This is a genomic window from Proteus sp. LHD240705 (assembly GCF_047921555.1).
GTDB lineage: Bacteria > Pseudomonadota > Gammaproteobacteria > Enterobacterales > Enterobacteriaceae > Proteus.
Map to the genome: position 1 here is coordinate 498,123 of NZ_JBLRMI010000002.1, position 21,690 is coordinate 519,812.

Below are 21,690 nucleotides of genomic sequence, written 5' to 3' on the forward strand. Positions count from 1 at the left end.
GATGAATAAATTAAAGTACCTATGTCTGATCGCATTACTGAATTCTTATTCTGTTGTGAGTGCAGACGCACCTAATATGAAATTATTTGGCACCTTATTAGTACCACCTCCTTGTGTCATTAGTAATAACGAACTGATTGATGTCTACTTTGGACACAACGTAGGTATTCATAAAGTAGATGGCATTAACTATACCGAATCGGTGAATTATCGATTGGTCTGTGATCCAAATTTAAAAGGTTGGGATTTAGGGCTTTCTATTATTGGTCCTAAAACACAGTTTGATGAAGCTGCGCTACAAACCAATATTCCAGATTTAGGCATTCATCTTACGCAAGATGGTAAGCCTTTTAAATTAAACGAGCGTATTGCGATATCACCCGATAATCCTCCCGTGATCCAAGCGGTGCCCGTTAAAAGACCGGGTAGCACTTTGCCTGAAGGTGCATTTGAAGTTTCGGCAACACTGCTTGCTGAATACCAATAGGAGCGTATTGATGAATATAAAAAGGTTATCGATCCCGTTCATATTGGGTCTTGCCACATTTACGGGATTAATATCAACCGCTTTCTCAGCGCCAGACAATATGCGTTTTCACGGCATATTAGTTGACGAGCCTTGTACCATAAAGCCTGGTGACGAAACCGTTGAATTAGATTTTGGCAATATACCAGACAAGAACCTTTATGCGTATCAAAGAACACCAAGCAAGTTGTTTCAAATACGCTTGTCTGAATGTGATTTAACGATTGGTAAAAGCGTCAAGATCACTTTCAAAGGGGATGAAAATCAAGCTATGGCAGGACAAGGTTTTTTAGCGATTAGCCCAAGCAGTCAAGCGGCGGGTATTGCTGTTGGACTGGAATCTGAAAATGGAAATGCGCTACCTGTTAATAAAGAAACAGACAAACTCTCGTTAAATGCGGATGACACGATTTTAAATTTTTATGCCTTTATTCAAGGGGAGCCAGATGCGATTGCTAACCAATCCATTAAACGCGGCCCATTTAGTGCAATCGCCACATTCCATTTGAATTATGACTAATTATTAGGGTTGAGGTTTTATATGTCTATATTAAAGCGATTTCCGGCTTTATGTATTGCAATAGGTTTGTTGTTTTCGGCACCCGCAATGGCATCTATCTTTTCTTATATTACTGAATCGACAGGAACACCCTCAAATGCAACCTATACCTATGTTATTCAGCGTTGGGATCCTGAAACGTCGGGAACATTAAATCCTTGTTATGGATGGTCTACTTGTTATGTAACGATTAACCATAAACATGATCTTGATGGGTCTGGTGGATCAGCTAAGCAACTTATCACAAGAATTGAGAAGTTGCGTACTTTGGCTGAAGTTAGAGAGGAAGTTTTAAGAAATATATCCTTTCCACTTGAAGGAAAGACAAATCACGTAGGGCCTGCTTTAAATTCTAATCAGGAATGTGTGGGATTATTTTATCAACCAAATTCAAGTGGAATATCACCGAGTGGACGTTTATTGCCGGGATCATTATGTGGTATCGCACCGCCACCTGTTGGTGCCTGCAAAATAACAGAAGGTGCTGTAAACCTTAATTATGGTGATATAGATGAATATAGTTTAGAAGGTGCTCAGCGTTATCAGAATATCAATGTTACTTGTAATTTAGCGATGAAAGTCATGGTTATTGCATCAGGTTCAGATAATGGGAGAGTGCCTTTACGTTCAGACAACAGTTTATATGCTGATTTATTTCTTGATGATTATCCAGGCGAGACCGGTAGCATAATTAATGTTCCAGCTGGCGGTTCAGTGCCTGTAAAAGTAAGTTCTACTTTACATACAAATGGTCGCGTTGCACCGGGCTATTTCTCTGGTTCAGGATCAATTATTTTAACGATGCCTTAATCATGATAATGGGTGAATATTATGATGAATTACGATTTTACAGATATTGATGTTAATGCGTTGGTTGGAAAACGTATTCAGAAAAAGCGTAAAGAATTAGGTTATACCGGTATGCAAATTGCTGAGAAAATTGGTGTAAGTCAACAGCAATTCTCTCGATATGAGCGCGGGATGAACAAGATAGATTTAAGTTATCTTGTTCTATTAGCCAACTATCTAAATACACCTATTTATTGGTTTTTTGAAGACTGTTTTATATCAAAATCGTCATCAGAAAATCAATGTACCGATAAACGAAGTAGCATCATTGCTGAAGCGATGCCTGATGTTTTTTTATACTAATGCATATCGCTAAAGGATACTCAAACTTGGTGTTTTAGAGCGTATGCTTTTTCTTTGATTGATTACCAAATTGGTAAGGCAGGGGAAACCCTGCCCTTTTTTTATGCTAAAAAAGCTAAGTACCGTTAGTCAAACTCAAGTTATTGATAGTGTGATCAGCAAAAAGGAAGGAACGGATAATCAATTTTTACTCTTTTATATAGAGAAGAAAATGGGGCATAAATATAAAATTGTCATTTTATGATGATGATAATTATCTAACACAGGTATTTTTCTTGAAATGTAGGATAGGAATACTCTTAAAGCGAGTATTTAGAGAATATTGATTTCTATTAGGTTGAAAATGCTTTTTTTTATTTCATCGTGAAAAAGATAAATAAAGCTAACTTAATTTATTAAATAAAGATACTCTAATAATGATATTCTTATTAAGACGTCATTAGTTAAATAATTAAATAATGCTAATGTAATTCTCTATTTTTATTTAAATTATTAACTTGTTATTATTCAGTCTATAAAGGATTGTTTCCAATATATACCTTAAAACTTACTTCTTTAGATTAATTAACTATTCGAAAATGAGTTAAATCTATTCAGATAATATAAAATTATTCCTAATTTATCGTAAAAATAAAAAAAACACCAATATTCTTATTGAAAAAAATTTGATAATTAAAAAACAAGTAATAACGACTAATATTTATACGCATTATATGGGTAATGTTAAATTAATGAATTCGTAATGTAAATAAAATGTATTTTACTGTGTTTCTATTTGGATAAGAAAATGTGGATTCTATGGAGATTTAATAATATGAATAAGCTAATAATGAAATTAGTAGCAATACGTAAAATAGTCAAGGAGCCAATAAATAATTAATTTAAATTTTTGAAGCCGCTCTTAATAAATACATTAAAATTTTTACCCAAAAAAAGCGTAATTATTCTCAATCAAATGATTAAATTTTTAGGTTTTTCTGAGAAAAAAATAGGCGTTACACGAATTTCTTTTTTGAATTATCAGTTAGTTAACTTATAAGAGTGTTCTTAATCAAAAAATGCAATTTGTACAAAAAACTCGCTTTATGACCTCAACTTCCTAAGTGAAAACACTTAATCTCAAGTGTTAAATTATTATAAAAATACTCTATTCTTGATTAGTTTATTTATATAATAAATTGTAAATCAATTACTTATGATTTTTCTGCTCTTTTTATTTTGTTTATTGTAAATATACGTAACTATAAAAAATGTAACTATTAATTTTTATATTAAATACAGATACTTATGTTTATTTTGTGTTTTATTTTTAATGCTTATTTCAATTTTGGATTATCATTAAAGGAGTTATTTAATGTGGTTTATACATGGGATTAAATAATGATAATAAATAAATTAACAAATCCATTATTTTGATCTGCTTATAAATCAATTAATTAAGTCTAATTTGTTTCATTATGTAAAATTTTAGTTATATTGAGTTAAAATAAATAAATAAGAAAATGTTATTTAATTGACAATTAATCCTATTCGTAAAAAGATAATCAGATCTTTTCACTTTAAATTCCAAAATAGCAGAATTTAAATCTTGTATATCTCTTTTTAAGAGTGTCGATTTGGCTTTAAAGTCCATTTCCGTCATTTTCAAAAAGTAATATTTTGTATGAAAATGTAAAAAATACACCTAATATCAGTAAATTAATAAAAATAGACTTAATGAAATTGGGGTGGTTTGACTTAAATAAAACCAGAGAGAATAATATATCCAACTTGATACGCTTCCTTTATCTAATTTCATAATTAAATATGAAATTGGCTGGGTGAACTTTATCAAAATATAGAAACTTTATTTAGTGTGACATTCATTTAAGCAATTTGCTTATATTGAATTTTATTATTTTAAATATCTTCGTTCTTATATTTTCAGGAAACATAAAGATGAAATTAAATAAATTAGGTTTAGTTTTAGGTTTAGGCTTAACTGTTGCTGCTGGTTCTGCATTCGCTGCTGATCAAGGTCATGGTACTGTAGAATTTTGGGGTTCAATCATTGATGCTCCATGTTCAATTGATCCTAACTCAGGCGACCAACGTGTTCCACTAGGACAAGTTTCAGCAAATGCACTGAAAGATGGCGGCCGTAGTGTTTCTAATACTTTCAAAATTAAATTACTGCAATGCTCTACTGAAACTTATAAAACAGTTCAAACTACCTTCACTGGTGCTGAAGCAGCGGCTATTCTGCCAGGCTCTTTAGGCATCGAAGGTTTAGCGAAAAATGCAGCAGTTGTTATTACTGATGCTGGTGGTACACAAATTAAATTAGGTGAACCAACAAAAGCTCAAACTATTCGTGACGGTTCAAATGATCTGAACTTTGCTGCTTACTTACAAGGTTCTGCAACAGATGCAGCTGTACCTGGTGACTTTACTGCAATCGCTACTTTTGCATTGACTTACCAATAATAGATGTCCTTTTAGGCCCTGTATAAGGATGTATAGGGCTTTATCTTTAGCTGTATTTTTATGGTTTATCTTATGGAGTAGAAAACAATGAATCGCAAGATGGTGCCACTATTATTACTTGTTACAACAGGATTATTTGTTAAGCCTGTAATGGCAGTGACCGATATAAAACAAGATGTAAAATCACATCAGCGATTCGGCGTGGTTAGTCTACAAGGTTCTATATTAGAGCCAACATGTACTATCTCGGCAGGAAGTCGAGAGCAAGTTATCTCTTTGAGTACCGTGTCTATTCCGACCTTAGCTGTTGAAGGCCAAGGACCTATTGAACATTTCTCTATTCGATTAACAGAATGTTCCCTTGTTGACCAAAAAGGTACACAAGCTGAACGTCCTCGTTTTATTGCTACTTTTGAAGGCCCTGCACAGAACGGATTATTCCAACTTTTCGGCGACGCCAAAGGTGCTTCGTTAGCTATTGCTGACCGTTACGGAAGATTGGCAACACCAGGGAAACCTTTACCTCCTGTGGATATCGATACTAAATCGTTGTCTTTGTTGTATCAAGCAAGGCTTGTTAAAAATAACGACATTCCACGAGCAGGTAATTATCAAGCAACCCTGCGTTTTAAACTCGAATATTATTAAATGGATTGGTTGGATTATTTATGGCTAAATCATTCAAAACTGCTTCAAGAAAAGCAGAAAAAAAGAGTAATCAGCATACAATTCGACCTGTAGCAGCACTGATCTATTTAATTATTGCTGGTATGGCGAGTGCCTCTAATATGGTATTTGCAGCCGGTGATATCGAGTTTAACTCTGATATTCTTGATCTAAAAGATAAACAAAATATTGATTTATCAGATTTTTCTCGTGCCGGCTATATTATGCCCGGTAAGTATGAATTTATTGTTAAAGTTAACAATAATGAATTACCTGATCTCTATACCATTAATTATATTGTCCCCGCAAATGATCCTAAAGCGAGTATTCCTTGTATTCCTCGTGAATTAGTCAATCAATTTACATTGAAACCTGAGTGGCTCAAAGCGGTAACTTGGAAAGATGATGGCTCCTGTCTTGACGAGTCATCGATACCAGGTATGACAACAAGTACTAACTTAGGTGCAGGTAGTTTTATTGTTACTATTCCTCAAGCCTATGTTGAGTATGCAACCGACGATTGGGATCCACCATCTCGTTGGGATGAAGGTATTTCAGGGCTTATTTTTGACTATAACCTGAATGCTAATGTGACCGATCCTGCTAATGGTAAACAAAGACAACAAGTTACAGGTAGTGGTACTGCGGGTGCTAACTTAGGTGTTTGGCGTTTTCGTGCGGATTGGCAAGCAAACTATCAACACACAACAGGCATGAATGGCAGTACTGAGAATAATTGGGATTGGAGTCAATATTACCTTTATAGAGCAATAACCCAATGGGGTGCTCGCCTTGTTATGGGTGAGACTTATTCACGCTCTGATATTTTTGATAACTTCCGTTTTACGGGTATTAGTTTATTAACGGATGATCAGATGTTACCTCCTAATTTAAGAGGTTATGCACCTGAAGTCACTGGTGTTGCAAAGTCGAACGCAAAAGTGACGATTAGCCAGCAAGGTCGTGTCATTTACGAAACTCAGGTCGCGCCAGGACCTTTCCGTATACAAAATCTTAATGATGCGGTAAGTGGTAAGTTAGATATTCGTGTTGAAGAACAAGATGGCTCAGTACAAGAATATCAAATGGATACAGCAAGTATTCCTTATTTAACACGCCCAGGTCGAGTGCAATATAAGCTATCGGCAGGTAAACCTTCAGATATGGATCACAAGGCTGAAGGGCCTGTATTTGCAATGGGTGAATTTTCATGGGGGGTGAGTAATGGTTGGTCTCTCTATGGCGGTTCATTAGTTGCGGGAGATTATAACTCTGTTTCTTTAGGTATTGGTCGTGACTTGATGGCTCTGGGGGCAATTTCGTTTGATGCCACACATTCATGGGCAAAAATTCCGAATGATGATAAGAATTATCATGGTGGTTCTTATCGAGTCAGTTACTCAAAACGTTTTGAGGCGATTAATGGTCAAGTAACATTCGCAGGTTATCGTTTCTCTGAACGTGATTTTATGAGTATGGAGCAATATCTGGATCGTCGTTATCGTGATAACAATCGAGATAATAATAAAGAGCTTTATACCATAACATTAAGTAAGCAATTCCCAGATTTAGGCTTGAGTGCTTATCTTAACTATAACCATCAAACTTATTGGAATAAGCCTAATAACGATTATTACAACTTATCTTTATCTAAGTTTATGGACATTGGTAGTTTTAAAAATATCAATATCAATTTATCGGCTTACCGCAATAAATTTAAAGGCACGAATGATGATGGTATTTATCTAAATGTCAGCATGCCTTGGAGCGATAAAGCCACAATTAGCTATAACACCGTGATTAATAAGCATGGTAACTCTCATAATGTGAGCTATTTTGACCGCCTCGATGACAATAATAACTATCGCTTAGGTGCGGGGTTAAGTAGCCGTGGTCGTCCATCTGCTGATGCTTATTATACGCGTTATGGCGATACAGCATTGGTAACAGCGAGTGCGAGTCATATTCAAGGTGAAAATACCTCAGCATCACTTTCGCTACAAGGCGGAGCAACGTTAACACCTAAAGGCGGAGCATTCCATCGTACTGCAATGCCAGGAGCTGCGCGTTTATTGGTCGATACTAATGGTGTGGCTGATGTACCAATTAGAAGTTTAGGGGCTGTGAGCCATACTAACTATTTTGGTAAAGCGGTACTTCCAGATATCAATAATTACTATCGGAGTAGTGCAACAATTGATTTAGATAAATTACCTGATGATGTTGATGCAGTGCGTTCAATTCAACAATTAACCCTGACCGAAGGGGCGATAGGTTACCGTGAGTTTGACGTTATTTCAGGGCAAAAAGCGATGGCGATTGTCCGCATGAAAGACGGTAGTTATCCACCATTTGGCGCTAGCATTACCACAGAAAAAGGCCGAGAACTGGGCATCGTGAATGATAGCGGTAATGTTTATTTAAGTGGAATAAACTCTGGTGATATTTTAGATGTACGTTGGAGTGGTAAAAAACAGTGTGAAGTACAAGTACCTAAATTAGATGAAGGTATCTTTATTTCTTCACTATTATTAACGTGTGGGGACACTCCATCAATCTCTTATTCAGCACAAGAGAGAACCGAATCACCATCTCAGCCACAATTAGTCAAAACTGAAGGTTGAGAAGGGAAAAATTAAACGATTTTATAAACAAAAGAGTAATTAAAGATGATGTTATTAAAGCGCTCATTCATTGTAGCAACAACCTTATTGACAGGCATGGTATTTACTCAGCAAGCCATTGCTGCAATTGCATTGGATAGAACTCGTGTCATTTTTAATGGTACTGATAAATCAGTCAGCCTTAATGTCAGCAATCAAAATAAAGAATCGCCTTATTTAGCTCAAGGTTGGATGGAAGATGTGAATGGGCAAAAAGTAGAAAGCCCTTTAATCGTTCTACCGCCTATTCAACGTATTGAACCAGGTGATAAGAGCCAAATAAAAATACAGGCTTTACCCGATATTGCGAAATTACCGCAAGATAGAGAAAGCGTGTTTTATTTTAATTTACGTGAAATTCCACCACGTAGTGATAAGCCTAATGTACTGCAAATTGCATTACAAACACGCATTAAACTTTTTTATCGCCCTGCTGCGATTTATGCAACACAAACGGATTTAACTAATCCGTGGCAGGAAAAAATCACCTTAACGAAAAAAGGTGATACTTATCAGGTAAATAATCCAACCCCTTACTTTGTGACAATTGTCGATGGGTTAACTGGGTTAAAAGGTGAAAGTATTACTGGTTTTACGCCTTTAATGGTTGATCCAAAAAGTAGTGCAGATCTTAATTTGAAAGCTTCTACACTTGGTGCATCTCCTGTACTTAGTTATATCAATGATTACGGTGGACGCCCTCGTTTGAAATTTAGCTGTAGTGGCAATGAGTGCAAGGTTGTAGAAACAGCAATCGGAAATTAATAGGTTTATTTATGGATATGGAACAGCGGTTTAACACAAGCAAAGCAGTGTTGATTTTATTAATGACAACATTTACTGGTGTCCTGAGTTCAGCTGCTGTTGCAAATACACCACCTACAGCGAGAGCGGGTAGCACTATACCTGGGATTGTATATGTCTATATCTCGGGTAATGTTATCGCTCCACCTCCTTGCGTTATCAATGGAGGAAAAACGATTGAGGTTGATTTTGGTGAAGTCATGAGTACGCGTATTGATGGTGTTAATTACAAAAAGCCTATTACTTATAGTGCTGAATGTAGAAAAATGCCAACAAATACAATGAAAGTCTCTATTTCTGGAAATGGTACTGGGTTTGATTCAAATGCTTTGACCACAAATATTACAGGATTAGGGGTACGTATTCTTTACCAAAATAAATTATTAAGATTGGGGCAAGAAGTGAATTTCACTTATCCTAACTTTCCTCAATTTGAGGCAATTCCTGTTCGTGATTATTCTGCATCATTAACTGGAGGTGATTTTTACGCTACTGCAACGCTTCGGGTAGAATATCAGTAAGGAGTCAGTACATGCTTATTAATTTAAAAAAGGTTTGTCTGACAACATTACTCGTCATGTCGCCTTTATTTGTCAGTGCGGATGAACCGAATATGAAATTATTTGGAACATTATTAATTCCGCCTCCTTGTGTGATCGAAAATAATAACTTAATTGAAGTTTATTTTGGCCATAACGTTGGTATTCATAGAGTTGATGGCATTAATTACACCCAACCCGTGAATTACAAATTAAAGTGCGATCCCAATATTAAAGGGTGGGATCTGGGGCTTTCTATTATTGGCCCTAAAAGCCAGTTTGATGATGCAGGATTACAAACTAATATTGCCGATTTAGCGATTCATATGACTCGCAATGGTGAGCCTTTTATTTTAAATGAGCGATTTGTTATCTCACCAGATAAGCCACCTATTATTCAAGCTGTACCGGTAAAAAGACCAGGAAGTACTTTAGTAGAAGGCCCATTTGAAGTAACAGCAACGTTGCTCGCAGAATATCAATAGGAGTGTGAAAATGAAGCTTAAAACATTGCCGCTTCCTGTTATTTGCGGGCTTACGCTTCTAATAGGAATATTTACAGCTGCCAATGCAGCACCGAATAATATGCGACTTTATGGCACATTAGTTGATGAACCTTGTGTGATTAAACCGGGGGATGAAACCATTTCTCTAGAATTTGGTAATGTGCCTGATAAAACGTTTTATATTGGCGCAGGTAGAACAAATAGCCAAAATTTTCAAATTCATTTATCAGAATGTGACCTTTCTATTAATAAAAGGGTGAGAGTGACATTTAGTGGTACTGAAAATCAGGCAATGGTTGGGCAAGGTTTTCTTGCATTAAGTACAGGAAGTCAAGCTGAAGGTATTGCCATAGGGTTAGAAAACTCTGATGGCAGTCCACTGCGGATTAATCAGGAAACAAGCAATATTGCTTTAAATTCAGGAGATTCTATTTTAAGGTTCCGAGCTTTTATACAAGCCGAGCCTAATGCTATTGCTAATGAATCAATAAAACGAGGTCGTTTTAGTGCTATAGCCACATTCCACCTGAATTATGATTAATTATTAAGATTGAGGTTAATATGTTTACCCCAAAACGATTATCAGCATTATGTTTATTTAGTGTGATGATGCTCTTTTCTGCGTCATCAATGGCTTCTATTTTTTCTTATATTACTGAATCCAAAGTTCTTACTCCTTCCTCTGCAAATTATACTTTCATTATTCAACGTTGGGATCCTGAAACAACGATGACCTTGAATCCTTGTTATGGTGGCGCATCTTGTAAAATTACGATTAATCATCGACATAATGCATCAGGACAAGGTGGGGCAGCGACAAGAACAGTTTTAACAGGGGCGCAAAAATATCGCACTATGGCGGAATTGCGTGATGCTGTTATGCGAGTGCAAAGTTTTCCTACGTCACCTACTGTAGCTCACCACTCAGGGGTGCCTAATAGTGAAATTCAAGAGTGTGTTGGTTTATTTTATGAAACCGGAACGACAAAATTACTACTTCCAGGATCAATGTGCGGTATTGCACCACCTCCTGCTGGGGCTTGTGAGATAATTGATGGTTCTGTCAACCTCAACTATGGCGACATTGATGAAGATAAACTAGGCGACTCAACACAGAATAAACGTTCACAAACAATTCGAGTGACGTGCAATAAAGATTTATCGGTTGTTGTTTATGCCTCATCTCTAGATGGTCCAAATGTCAGATTACGTCCAGACGGTAGCCTATTTGCGGATTTATATCTTAATAATAGACCCGGTGAAAATGGTGAGACAATTTTTGTACCTGCGGGGAGAGCAACACCTGTAGTTGTTAGCTCTGTATTACGTCCTTATGGTCGAGTTGCTCCTGGTTCATTTTCTGGGGTAGGTACATTAATTTTGGCAATGCCTTAATATAAACGAAGTTGGAAAACGCGATGATGGATTATGATCTTATAAACATCAATGTGAATGAGTTAGTTGGTCAAAGAATACAGAAAAAACGCAAAGAGCTTGGTTATACAGGCGCTCACATTGCTGATAAATTGGGAATTAGCCAACAACAGTTCTCACGTTATGAAAGAGGGTTAAATAAAATAGACCTAAGTTACCTTGTGACATTAGCTGTTTATTTAAAAACTCCAATATACTGGTTCTTTGAAGATTGTTTTCATGTTGAAGCTGAAACGGAAGATAAAAATATCCGCAAATCTACATATTTTATGGCGGAATCCACACCCGATTTTATTTTCTAATTACAGATATTTTTAACACTGGGTTTAAGTTATACAGAAGAAGGCAGGAGAAATCTTGCCTTCTTTTTTTATCCATAATAATTATTTATTGTCGATTTTTTTATTTTATTGCTGTTTAAATGATGGTTGGTTTATTATCTTTTGCGTTACAAATAAACTCATTTTTAACCTATTTTGTATTTTTATTCGCCACTAATTTCCTCTTTATAGTAATTTCGTCCGTTACTATCAGGTTTATCAGAGTATTGATTCGATTCTTCCCATTATTTCAGCAGATCTTTAACTACTAAAGGTTAACAATTAATCAAAATATTGTTAAAAAATGTTACCTTATGCACATTTTTTAATTTTAGATATTATAAATTAATTTTAATGTAAGTGATTTGTAATTGTGTGATTTATTTTTATTTTATTGTTTATTAAGGTGAAAAATATTTTATTTGATAACTTTATTATGATGTTTATCTTAAATAAAGCATTTATAAATAGGATTAACAGATAGTCATAATAAAAAGGGTTGTGTACTGTGCATTTTCTGTTTTTTTATAAAAAGGATAAATGATGCAAACAAAAAAACAGGGAGGCAGTCGCTTTCTTCGCACAGTGGAATGGCTAGGAAATGCGCTACCCCATCCCGTTATTTTATTTATTATTTTAATTGCTATTTTACTTGTCTCTTCGGCAGTTGGTGAATACTTTGGTGTTACGGTACAAGATCCCCGACCAGAAGGCGCCAAAGGACGCGCAGAAGATGGCTATATTCACATTATCAGCTTATTAGATGCTGATGGTATTCGCCGTATATTGGCAAATATTGTCACAAACTTTACTGGATTTGCGCCTTTAGGTACGGTGCTGGTGGCGTTATTAGGTGTCGGCATTGCTGAACGAGCAGGTTTATTATCTGCGGTTATGCGTTTAGTGGTAATGAAAGCACCTCGCAAGATGACCACGTTGGCGATTGTTTTCGCTGGTATTATGTCAAATACTGCAGCTGAATTGGGTTATGTGGTATTGATACCGTTATCAGCGATTATCTTTCATTCGTTAGGACGGCATCCTCTTGCTGGTTTAGCGGCTGCATTTGCAGGAGTTTCTGGTGGCTATTCTGCTAACTTACTCTTAGGGACGATAGATCCGTTATTATCGGGTATTACGCAGCAAGCCGCGCGCATTATAGATCCAACTTATATCGTTGGTGCTGAAGCAAACTGGTACTTTATGTTTGTCAGTACATTCCTTATTACTTTCTTAGGTTACTTCATTACAGAAAAAATCGTTGAGCCTCAACTAGGGCCTTATAACGGTAATGAACTTGATGATGAAGAAAATGATTTAAGGAATGCTGCTGAAGTTACGCCACTAGAAAAGAAAGCATTATGGGCGGCAACAGGAACCTTTATTGTTATGGGCGTGATTTTGGCGCTAACGGTTGTTCCTGAAAATGGCATATTAAGAAACCAAGAAACAGGGCTAATTGGTAATTCTCCTTTCTTAAAATCTATTGTTGTCTTTATTTTCTTATTCTTTGCAATTCCGGGTATTGTTTACGGATGGGTTGCTAAGACAATGCGTACAGATAAAGATATCGTTGATGCTATGGCGAATTCGATGAGCACATTGGGGCTTTATCTGGTCATTATTTTCTTTGCGGCTCAGTTTGTTGCGTTTTTTGGTTGGACAAACATCGGTCAGGTTATTGCTGTCAAAGGTGCAGCATTACTTAATAGCATTGATATGCCAAGTGGATTACTGTTCTTAGGTTTTATTTTAATCTGTGCTTTTATTAACTTAATGATTGGCTCGGCTTCGGCTCAATGGGCTGTAACCGCGCCTATCTTTGTACCCATGTTAATGCTTGCAGGTTATGCGCCTGAGACAATCCAAGCAGCATATCGAATAGGAGATTCTGTTACTAATATCATTACACCAATGATGAGTTATTTTGGTTTGATATTAGCAGTTGCAACAAAATATAAGAAAGACACAGGTATTGGTACGATGATCTCTATGATGTTGCCATATTCCGTTATTTTCTTAATTGGTTGGTCATTATTATTCTACTTATGGGTATTTGTATTCAATTTGCCAGTAGGACCTGGCTCACCAACGTATTATTCTCCAACAGCAGGCTAATTCTCTGCGATAAATGAAAGAAGCTTATACAGGGATGTATAGGCTTTTTCTATGTTGATATTTCATTATTTTTGATCGGTTTATTTTTTATGATTTGTCAATTTTTCTGTCAGCTGTGTGGCATAGTCCGCATGTAAAAATTGAGTATCTAAACCAGCCTGCTGTAATTTCAACTCAAGTAATGCCAAACGTTTTTGCAGTGATCCATTGTCTATTTCGGTTTCATTTAATGTGCTTAAGATTTCAGCTAGAGATAAGGCTTCTTTTCTATCTTGCATTTCAGGTGGTAAAAAACCTGCATTCTTTAATAAGTGATAGCTTGCTCTAAGTGACTCTGGAACATGGCTATTATCATCAAGGATCAGCGGTTTTCCTTCACCTTTAAGTGATGAAAGTTCTCCTTTTTGTAACGCTTTTTCGATATGGCGTTCAGCCCACTCGTCTAAAATAGACACTTTAAACCTCTTTTTCGGTAACTATCACAATAAAAAAGATCACCTCAAATTAAATTCCCTTGCTTATATTATATGGTTTGATAATATATTTTTATATTATATAAATAAGTATATTGTTAAGGGATCAAAAATGAGCAAGTACAAAGAAATAGTAACAGACATTGCAGGTAACATGGGGGCATTGTCTCAAAATATTCCAGAAGTGATGAAAGCTTTTATGAGTACAACAAAAGCGGGTGGTAAAGACGGTGCTTTAGACGCAAAAACAAAAGAACTGATCGCCATTGCAATTGCTGTCGCAAATCGTTGTGATGGTTGTATTGGATTTCATACAAAAACACTTGTGGAGCTTGGCACAACAGAACAAGAACTCGCTGAAGCATTAGGCGTTGCTATTTATATGGGGGGAGGCCCTTCAGTTATGTATGCATCCAACACCATGGGCGCTTTTAAAGAGTTTAGTAAATAAGATTTTTATCATTATATAATTAAACAAAGTAATCAAAAACCAGAATAAGTTCCTTCTGGTTTTTTTATTTATATACTTTGTTTATTTTCTGTTTATGTTTAATTCTTTATCCTTCATTTTTTAATTTAATACTATTTAGGTAGATTTTTGATAAAAAACTTGCTGTTACTCAAAAAAGATTAATAAAAAATTAATGTGTCGTTATTTTAATTACTAACTAAATTTTATCAATATCTTATTGATTAGTATTGATAATGCTGTTTTTTTAGTATCTTTGTCGTTGGTTGAAAATAAAGCAATATGTTAATTAATTATAATTTAATAAATAATAATTGAATCTTTTATAGGATAGCTATTCTAAGTGAATAGTTCGTATAAGGTGATATTGTTTTATTTTAACGAGGAATATATGCGTGTTGATTTTGTAGAAAGATATAAATGGTTTCTACTTTTTATTTTTATATTTTTAACTTATTTAATTCCTCTCGAAACGCGACTGCTCTGGCAACCAGATGAGATCCGTTATGCTGAAATTAGTCGAGAAATGCTTGCATCAGGTAATTGGTCTGTACCTTATATGCTGGATATTCGTTATTTTGAAAAGCCAGTATTGGGGTATTGGCTAAACAGTATTGCACAATGGTTATTTGGCGGCGGTAATTTTTCTGTTCGTATTGTCGTTGTAACTTCAACCTTATTAACCGGCTTATTTGTTTATCGTGCTGCTATGCTAGTTTGGCATAACCGTACTTTGGCGTTTAATGCACTGGTAGTTTTTTTATCCTCGTTTCTTGTGTTAGCTATTGGTACTTACAATATTCTTGATCCTATCGTGACAATGTTTGTCACGGCAACAATGTATTATTTTTTATCTGGATTACATGCAACTAATAGAAAGAGTAGAATTAAAGCTTATATTCTCGTTGGTATTTTCTGTGGATTAGGTTTTCTAACCAAAGGTTTTATTGCTGTTGTATTACCTGCATTAGTTTTTTTTGTGACCGCAATTAGCTTATCTCGTTTTAAAGAAGTCCTTTGTTATACACCAATAGCGCTTATCTCTATGGTTATTATTGCTGGTCCCTGGGTGATTTCAGTTGCACTTCAGGCACCTGATTATTGGCACTACTTCTTTTGGGTTGAGCATGTTCAACGTTTTGTTGAAAAGGGATCAGCAAGATCACAACCTATGTGGTTTTATTTACCTATTGTAATTTTGGGTATTTTGCCTTGGTTAGGGTTCTTATTTGGGGCTATCAAATCAGCTATTTTCTTGAAGAAAGGAACTCTTTATTTTTCGTTTTGGTTATTCCTGTTTTTTGCTTTCTTTTCTGCCTCCAGCGGTAAGTTATTAACCTATATGCTGCCTTGTTTTGTGCCACTTTCTATCTTGATTGCACATTATATGGAAGAGCTAAAAAATAAACAAAATGAAAAAATTCATAATATTAATGCGATCATAAATACTGTTTTTGGGCTTGTAGGCGTCTCTATTATTGTTTATTCGCTTCTCTCTACACGATTTACGTTATATGAAACAAATGAGCAATATAAAGCGTTGCTGGGTATTGTGGGCTTCTTATTTTGGAGTGTGATAGGGATTGCTTCTTTCTTTAAACCCACACGCTTACTGACTTTATTTTGCTCGATAGGATTAAGTTTAGCAATTGGGTATGCTATTCCTCATAAAGTAGAAAGCAAAAGTACCCCTGAAAAGGCAATTAATTACTATTATAGTGAGCTAGCAGATAAGCCTTATATTTTAACTGATGAAGTTGGGATCGGAACGTCTTTAGCATGGGGGTTAAAACGCACTGATATTCGTTTAACAGAGACGAAAGGGGAGCTTGCTTATGGTCTGGCATATCCTGATGTGCAAAATAAATATTATGATCTTAAGCAGCTAGTTAACTTAATTGAAGAGAATAACTATCAAGGGCTTGCGATTATTTTAGTCCGACCAGAGCGAAAAGAAATATTATCTGTTATAAGCCAGTTAAAGGTAAAACCTATTGTAGAAAAACAGGGTGATTTAACATTTGTTTTCTTTAATTGACTGATTTTAAATATTATTTATTTTTTTTCAAAAGACGGTTATAAAAAAGCAAATAAATTTAACTTCGGCTTTTAAAATGACATAAATTTGATTTTTTGTGTTGTTTTTATGTGATCAAAGCCCAAAAATGGATTTTGTTGAGAAATATATTTTGCTCTTTTTAGTTTTAATGGTAGGTTTAAAATGTGTCCATTAAATCGGAGTTAGCTAAGCACTATATGACAAGTCACTTTACTTTATCAGAACCCCCGCCCAAACAAAATGTACTTATGAATGGGGGTAATTTATGCTGATTTTCCTAGCTGAATGTTTTATCGGTCTAGCATCAATTGCTCTTACTCACCGTGTATTAACGTTGTACGGTACTAAAAAGAAGTGATGATACCCGCTAGCTAAAATAAGTGATTAACTATTGCTTATAACTAAAAGTCCTATATCTATTCCATGATCTAGGACTTTTATAATTATATTCATATCTCTTATTAAACAATTTAACAACTCTATTGAAAATAACCTTCAATTAATTTTATTTTTTCAATATCTAATGTATTAGTGTATTGATGTAATAATGTCCAAGCCTGAATATAATCATATTTAGCTTTAATCAAATCCTGTTGAGCGCGATATAATAATTCTTCAGCATTAAGAACATCAACCATTGTCCTCTGCCCACCAATATAACTTTTTTGAGTCGCATCTAATTGTAATTTAGCAGAGGAAACGGACTGCTCATAAGCATTCAATTTAATATTACTCGTTGTACATATTTGGTATTGATGACGTAGTTCTTGCGTGATTTGTTGGATAATTGAATCTCTTTCAAAAGCACTCATTTGATACAATGCAGTAGATTGACGCATCGAAGCTGTTGTTTTTCCACCATTAAATAAAGGCAAACTGACATAAAAACCAACATTCGCTGATTGATATTTTTGATTTACAGTATTATTACTATCGGAATCACTATTAGAGTAAGAGGCATAGAGTTGTACTGTCGGGAAAAATTCACCTCGATTTTTCTCTACTTCTTGTTTTGCTATTGCCATTTCATAACGAGCTGTTTGAATATTGAGGTTGCTTTGCATAACCTCATTTTCCCATGACTCGTAATTATTGGGTGTGATAGGTTGTAATATAAAGCGATTACTGCTTAATTTTGCTATATGTTCTGCATAAGGTAGTGGCGTGCCAATCATTGAACTTAGTTTATTTTTAGCATTATCTAATTCAAGCTGAATATCTGTATATTGAGATTGAGTTAAATATAATCGCGTTTGGATCTCTGAAATATCTGTTTTTGTTCCTTCACCTAATTCGAATAAACGCTGACTTGATGTTAGCTGTTTTTTATAAATCTCTTGCTGTGAAAGGTTTAATAATAATTTATCCTGTGCATAAGCCAATTCTATATAATTATCCACTAATCTGATCACTAGCTCGGAAAATTTTACTTGATAACGGCTGTCTGATAATAATGTTTTTATTACCGATGATTTATAATCACTAAATGCAGTGTAATCAAAGAGTGGTTGGCTAATAATTGCACTGATAGAATGGCTTTGATAATTTTGATATTCTGTTCTTTCCATTTCCCCTTGATTCGTATTAATAGGATAAACTTTTCGTTGCCAATTTCGTGGATTGTTTTGATAGTTTACATGTACGCTTGGGAGTAATTGAGATAATCCAATATTTTCATACTCTTTACCCGCAACCTGTTCTTTAATCGCAGCATTAAACGTAGGGTCATTTTTTACTGCTAAGAAATAAAGATCAGATAAATTGATCGCCAAAGCGTGAAAACTTAGCATCCATATAAATAAAATGGTTGAGAGTTTTTTTATTTGCATCATTATTCTTCCGTTAATGAAGTATGGATCCTATCTAAAACAGGCTTGAAGAGATAATTTAGTAATGAGCGATCGCCTGTATTAATAAATACATCAACTGGCATTCCAGCCTTTAATTTATTTTTATTGTCTGTAAGAAGAGCATTATCTTTAACATTAATAAATACTTGGTAATAAGGTTCTGTTGTTCTTTCATCAATGAGTCTATCAGCTGAAATTAATGTTACCTCTCCAGGAATTTTAGGTGTTGTATTTTGATTGAATGCACTAAACATTAAATCAACAGGAAGACCAAGGGTAACTTTATCAATTAGGTGAGGTGCTAAACGTGCCTCAATAATTAATTGATGATCTTGAGGAACAACTTCCATTAATGTTTGACCTGTTCTTACAACGCCACCTTGGGTAAAAACAGATAAATCCATTACTATTCCCGAAATTGGGGCAGTAATTTGCATCTTTTTTAGTTTATCTATTTCAATGATAAGTTGTTTTTCTGTTTCACTTATTTGTAATTGAACTTGGTTAAGTTCAGTACGTGCCGATTGGTAAAAATTAGCATTACGTTGCAATATTTTTTGTTGATATTCCAATTTTTGTTTTTCTAATGTACTTATTTGTCCATATGTATCATTAAGGTGGTTATTATTTTCAGCAAGTTCACGCTCAATTTCTTGATAACGATGACGGGGAATATAGCCCTCATTAGCAAGAGTATATAAATCTTTGATTTGAATTTTTAAGCTATCAATTTGATGTTGTTTATTTAACGTAGATCTTTTTAAATGAACTAAACGATTAGAGATACCATCAATAATAGCTTTATAGCCATTTATCTCACTATGCAATTCAATATACTTTTCATTAAGTAGTTTATTTTGCAGTAGAGATAATTTATTTAAATTCTCTGAAGGAGAATAATATTTTTCATTGGGATCTAAGATAAACTCTGTTTTTTCATTTAATTGAGCATATAAGCGTTGTTGAGTAATCAGTAAATTATCATATTGATCAGATAAAGATTTGACTAAAGCTTTCGATTGAATAGGGCTTAATTGAATAAGCGTTTGGCCTTCGATTACGTTATCACCATTCTTCACTAAAATGTCAGTGATAATACCTTCTACTGAAGCTTGAACACTCTTTTTATTACCTGAAATTGAAACATTTCCTTTTGCAGATACGCCTTTATCTAAAGGAGCAAAGGCAGCCCAAAAAATAAAAATAGCAAGACCTAAAAGAATAACTGACCATCCTATTATTAAGAATTTTCTAGGATCATCTGAAATACCATGAACAATATCGATTTCATTTTTTTTTGTGATCATAATAATCTTCTCAATATTAAATATTGCTTTGAGTAATAGGTGTAGTTGCTGGTGTTGGCGTACTCTTTATTACTGATGAGTTATTTAACTCAGCAACAACAGCTGTTGTAGAGCCAAATAATTTTGTGTGACCATCGAAAAGAACCAAGAGTTTATTGGTCACTGAGAGTAATTGTTTTTGATGCGTGATTAATATAACGGTTTTTTTATTTTGCTTAAGTGTTTGAATTGCTTGCATTAGAGCTTTAATGCCCAAATCATCTAAATTAGAATTGGGTTCATCTAAAACGACTAGAGCAGGGTTACCATATAATGCGCGAGCTAACGCAATACGTTGTCGTTGTCCTCCTGACAACCCTTCACCATGAGCACCAATAATGGTTTCATAACCATCAGGAAAACGTAAAATCATTTCATGAACATTTGCCATCATTGCAGCTTGAGTGACTTTTTGAGGATCTATTTCAGAAAAGCGAGCAATATTTTCGGCAATCGTGCCAGGGAAAAGGGCGATTTCTTGAGGAAGGTATCCGATATATTGGCCAACTTCACTTTTATTCCATTGGTATATATCTGCATTATCAAGGCGTATGGCGCCCGTTTTAACTTCCCATATGCCAACAATAAATTTAGCTAAAGAGGATTTTCCTGAAGCACTCGGGCCAATAATGCCAAGTACATCGCTGGGGCTTAGCGAAAAATGAATATTATTTAATAGTGTGCGTTCCGTTTGAGGATATTGAGCTTGATTAATATTTACTGTTAATTCACCTTTAGGAGCAGGTAGCGCCATTTTTTTATTTTCTTCAGGATACGTTTTTAATAGTGTGGTTAACCTTTTATAAGCTTCTTTACTACTATCCCAGTTTTTCCATACACCAATAACTTGTTCAATTGGCGCTAAAGCGCGACCTAATAGTATTGATCCTGCGATCATCATTCCTGGGCTAATTGTATTATCTATTGCTAGCCATCCACCTAATCCTAGCATTAAAGATTGCAGTGCCATTCGGGTGACTTTTGTTATTGCATTGATACTTGCTGCATTATCACTTGCATGAGTTTGTGCTTGTAGATATTTAAAGTGAGCAATTTGCCATTGGTTACGTAAATAACCTAGCATTCCCATTGCTTCAATAGGCTGTGGATGTTCAAAATGATGACCTTGTATTACCTGAGCTTGATTAGCAAACTCATTGGCTTTTTTTAATGATGATCGAGACAAGTATTCATTAAGAATAGCCAAAGAAAATAAAACGAGCGCACCACATAATGCAAATAATCCTAACCATGGATTAAATAATGCGATAACGAGAAGATAGATTGGGAACCAAGGTAAATCAAAAAAAGCAAAAATGGCGTGACTTGTAATAAATTGCCTAATAGTCACTAAGTCATTAAATGCTAAAGAGGAATTAATACTGGGCGTTTTGTTTAATTTTGCTTGATATGCAGCAGTATAAATTCTTGAACTTAAGGATAAATCAAGTTTGTTACTCATTCTAATGACAATAATGCTTCTTAAGTATTCCAATCCTCCCATAAAAATAAATAATGCTAACATAATGAGTGTTAGCATTAATAAAGTCATTTCATTACCTGATGGTAAGACTCGATCATAAACTTGCAACATATAAATAGAAGGAACTAACATTAAAATATTTATTAAGGCTGTAAATATTCCAATGGAAAGAAATACTTTCTTTCTTTCTTTTATAATATTTGTTATTTCATTATTTTTTTTGCTTGCTGACATAATGTTATTCCTGATTTTATTCC

20 protein-coding genes are annotated in these 21,690 nt (G+C 34.7%); 16 read left to right on the plus strand and 4 right to left on the minus strand.

The window, feature by feature from the left end:
* Nucleotide 1: 1 nt before the first annotated feature.
* The 14 genes from ACNART_RS05560 to ACNART_RS05625 all read left to right on the plus strand — a co-directional run bounded on the left by ACNART_RS05560 (nucleotide 2) and on the right by ACNART_RS05625 (nucleotide 13,753).
* Nucleotides 2-487 (plus strand): fimbrial protein, encoded by a 486-nt coding sequence (locus ACNART_RS05560; protein WP_368927296.1) that lies wholly within the window; start codon nucleotides 2-4, stop codon nucleotides 485-487.
* 10 nt (nucleotides 488-497) lie between these two features.
* Nucleotides 498-1,046, plus strand: coding sequence for a fimbrial protein (locus ACNART_RS05565; RefSeq protein ID WP_198619433.1), 549 nt, complete (start codon nucleotides 498-500; stop codon nucleotides 1,044-1,046).
* Between the two features lie 21 nt (nucleotides 1,047-1,067).
* Nucleotides 1,068-1,895 carry an adhesin gene (locus tag ACNART_RS05570; protein ID WP_098943998.1) on the plus strand — a complete coding sequence of 276 codons (828 nt, stop codon included), beginning with the start codon at nucleotides 1,068-1,070 and terminating at the stop codon, nucleotides 1,893-1,895.
* A gap of 21 nt (nucleotides 1,896-1,916) precedes the next feature.
* Nucleotides 1,917-2,237, plus strand: coding sequence for a helix-turn-helix domain-containing protein (locus tag ACNART_RS05575; protein WP_109373866.1), 321 nt, complete (start codon nucleotides 1,917-1,919; stop codon nucleotides 2,235-2,237).
* 1,938 nt (nucleotides 2,238-4,175) lie between these two features.
* The gene (locus ACNART_RS05580) at nucleotides 4,176-4,703 is read left to right on the plus strand and encodes a fimbrial protein (RefSeq protein WP_109373867.1); all 528 of its coding nucleotides are present in this window, start codon (nucleotides 4,176-4,178) and stop codon (nucleotides 4,701-4,703) included.
* Between the two features lie 87 nt (nucleotides 4,704-4,790).
* The gene (locus ACNART_RS05585; RefSeq protein ID WP_109373868.1) at nucleotides 4,791-5,351 is read left to right on the plus strand and encodes a fimbrial protein; all 561 of its coding nucleotides are present in this window, start codon (nucleotides 4,791-4,793) and stop codon (nucleotides 5,349-5,351) included.
* A gap of 20 nt (nucleotides 5,352-5,371) precedes the next feature.
* On the plus strand, nucleotides 5,372-7,993 hold the full coding sequence (locus ACNART_RS05590; protein ID WP_198619434.1) for an outer membrane usher protein: 2,622 nt from the start codon (nucleotides 5,372-5,374) through the stop codon (nucleotides 7,991-7,993).
* Nucleotides 7,994-8,038: 45 nt separating this feature from the next.
* Nucleotides 8,039-8,797, plus strand: a complete 759-nt coding sequence (locus tag ACNART_RS05595; RefSeq protein ID WP_196532215.1) for a fimbria/pilus periplasmic chaperone — start codon at nucleotides 8,039-8,041, stop codon at nucleotides 8,795-8,797.
* An 11-nt stretch (nucleotides 8,798-8,808) separates the two neighbouring features.
* Nucleotides 8,809-9,357, plus strand: coding sequence for a fimbrial protein (locus ACNART_RS05600; protein WP_109373871.1), 549 nt, complete (start codon nucleotides 8,809-8,811; stop codon nucleotides 9,355-9,357).
* 56 nt (nucleotides 9,358-9,413) lie between these two features.
* Nucleotides 9,414-9,860 (plus strand): fimbrial protein, encoded by a 447-nt coding sequence (locus tag ACNART_RS05605; protein ID WP_406588704.1) that lies wholly within the window; start codon nucleotides 9,414-9,416, stop codon nucleotides 9,858-9,860.
* Nucleotides 9,861-9,870: 10 nt separating this feature from the next.
* Complete coding sequence (locus ACNART_RS05610; RefSeq protein WP_196532213.1) at nucleotides 9,871-10,422, plus strand: fimbrial protein; 552 nt, start codon at nucleotides 9,871-9,873, stop codon at nucleotides 10,420-10,422.
* A 20-nt stretch (nucleotides 10,423-10,442) separates the two neighbouring features.
* Complete coding sequence (locus ACNART_RS05615; RefSeq protein WP_198626067.1) at nucleotides 10,443-11,276, plus strand: adhesin; 834 nt, start codon at nucleotides 10,443-10,445, stop codon at nucleotides 11,274-11,276.
* Nucleotides 11,277-11,299: 23 nt separating this feature from the next.
* Nucleotides 11,300-11,617: a helix-turn-helix domain-containing protein gene (locus ACNART_RS05620; protein WP_109373875.1), complete on the plus strand. Its 318-nt coding sequence runs from the start codon at nucleotides 11,300-11,302 to the stop codon at nucleotides 11,615-11,617.
* A 561-nt stretch (nucleotides 11,618-12,178) separates the two neighbouring features.
* Nucleotides 12,179-13,753: an AbgT family transporter gene (locus tag ACNART_RS05625; RefSeq protein ID WP_109373876.1), complete on the plus strand. Its 1,575-nt coding sequence runs from the start codon at nucleotides 12,179-12,181 to the stop codon at nucleotides 13,751-13,753.
* An 80-nt stretch (nucleotides 13,754-13,833) separates the two neighbouring features.
* On the opposite strand, the gene ACNART_RS05630 is transcribed toward ACNART_RS05625, so the two are convergent.
* Nucleotides 13,834-14,208 carry a DUF1992 domain-containing protein gene (locus tag ACNART_RS05630; protein ID WP_198619437.1) on the minus strand — a complete coding sequence of 125 codons (375 nt, stop codon included), beginning with the start codon at nucleotides 14,206-14,208 and terminating at the stop codon, nucleotides 13,834-13,836.
* A 130-nt stretch (nucleotides 14,209-14,338) separates the two neighbouring features.
* Here ACNART_RS05630 and ACNART_RS05635 point away from each other — a divergent pair, with 130 nt between their 5' ends.
* Both ACNART_RS05635 and arnT read left to right on the plus strand, forming a co-directional pair.
* Entirely contained in the window at nucleotides 14,339-14,677 is a 339-nt protein-coding gene (locus tag ACNART_RS05635) for a carboxymuconolactone decarboxylase family protein (RefSeq protein ID WP_109373878.1), read from the plus strand.
* 409 nt (nucleotides 14,678-15,086) lie between these two features.
* On the plus strand, nucleotides 15,087-16,733 hold the full coding sequence (gene arnT / locus ACNART_RS05640) for a lipid IV(A) 4-amino-4-deoxy-L-arabinosyltransferase (protein ID WP_198626068.1): 1,647 nt from the start codon (nucleotides 15,087-15,089) through the stop codon (nucleotides 16,731-16,733).
* 500 nt (nucleotides 16,734-17,233) lie between these two features.
* Here arnT and ACNART_RS05645 read toward each other — a convergent pair whose 3' ends face one another.
* From ACNART_RS05645 to ACNART_RS05655, 3 genes are read right to left on the minus strand one after another with little or no spacing between them, the layout of a single operon-like run.
* Nucleotides 17,234-18,586, minus strand: a complete 1,353-nt coding sequence (locus ACNART_RS05645; protein WP_160230036.1) for a TolC family outer membrane protein — start codon at nucleotides 18,584-18,586, stop codon at nucleotides 17,234-17,236.
* Complete coding sequence (locus ACNART_RS05650; RefSeq protein WP_198619439.1) at nucleotides 18,586-19,911, minus strand: HlyD family type I secretion periplasmic adaptor subunit; 1,326 nt, start codon at nucleotides 19,909-19,911, stop codon at nucleotides 18,586-18,588. The genes ACNART_RS05645 and ACNART_RS05650 overlap by 1 nt, the downstream gene beginning before the upstream one ends.
* Nucleotides 19,912-19,927: 16 nt before the next feature.
* Nucleotides 19,928-21,667, minus strand: a complete 1,740-nt coding sequence (locus tag ACNART_RS05655) for a type I secretion system permease/ATPase (RefSeq protein WP_198626069.1) — start codon at nucleotides 21,665-21,667, stop codon at nucleotides 19,928-19,930.
* Nucleotides 21,668-21,690 lie beyond the last annotated feature (23 nt).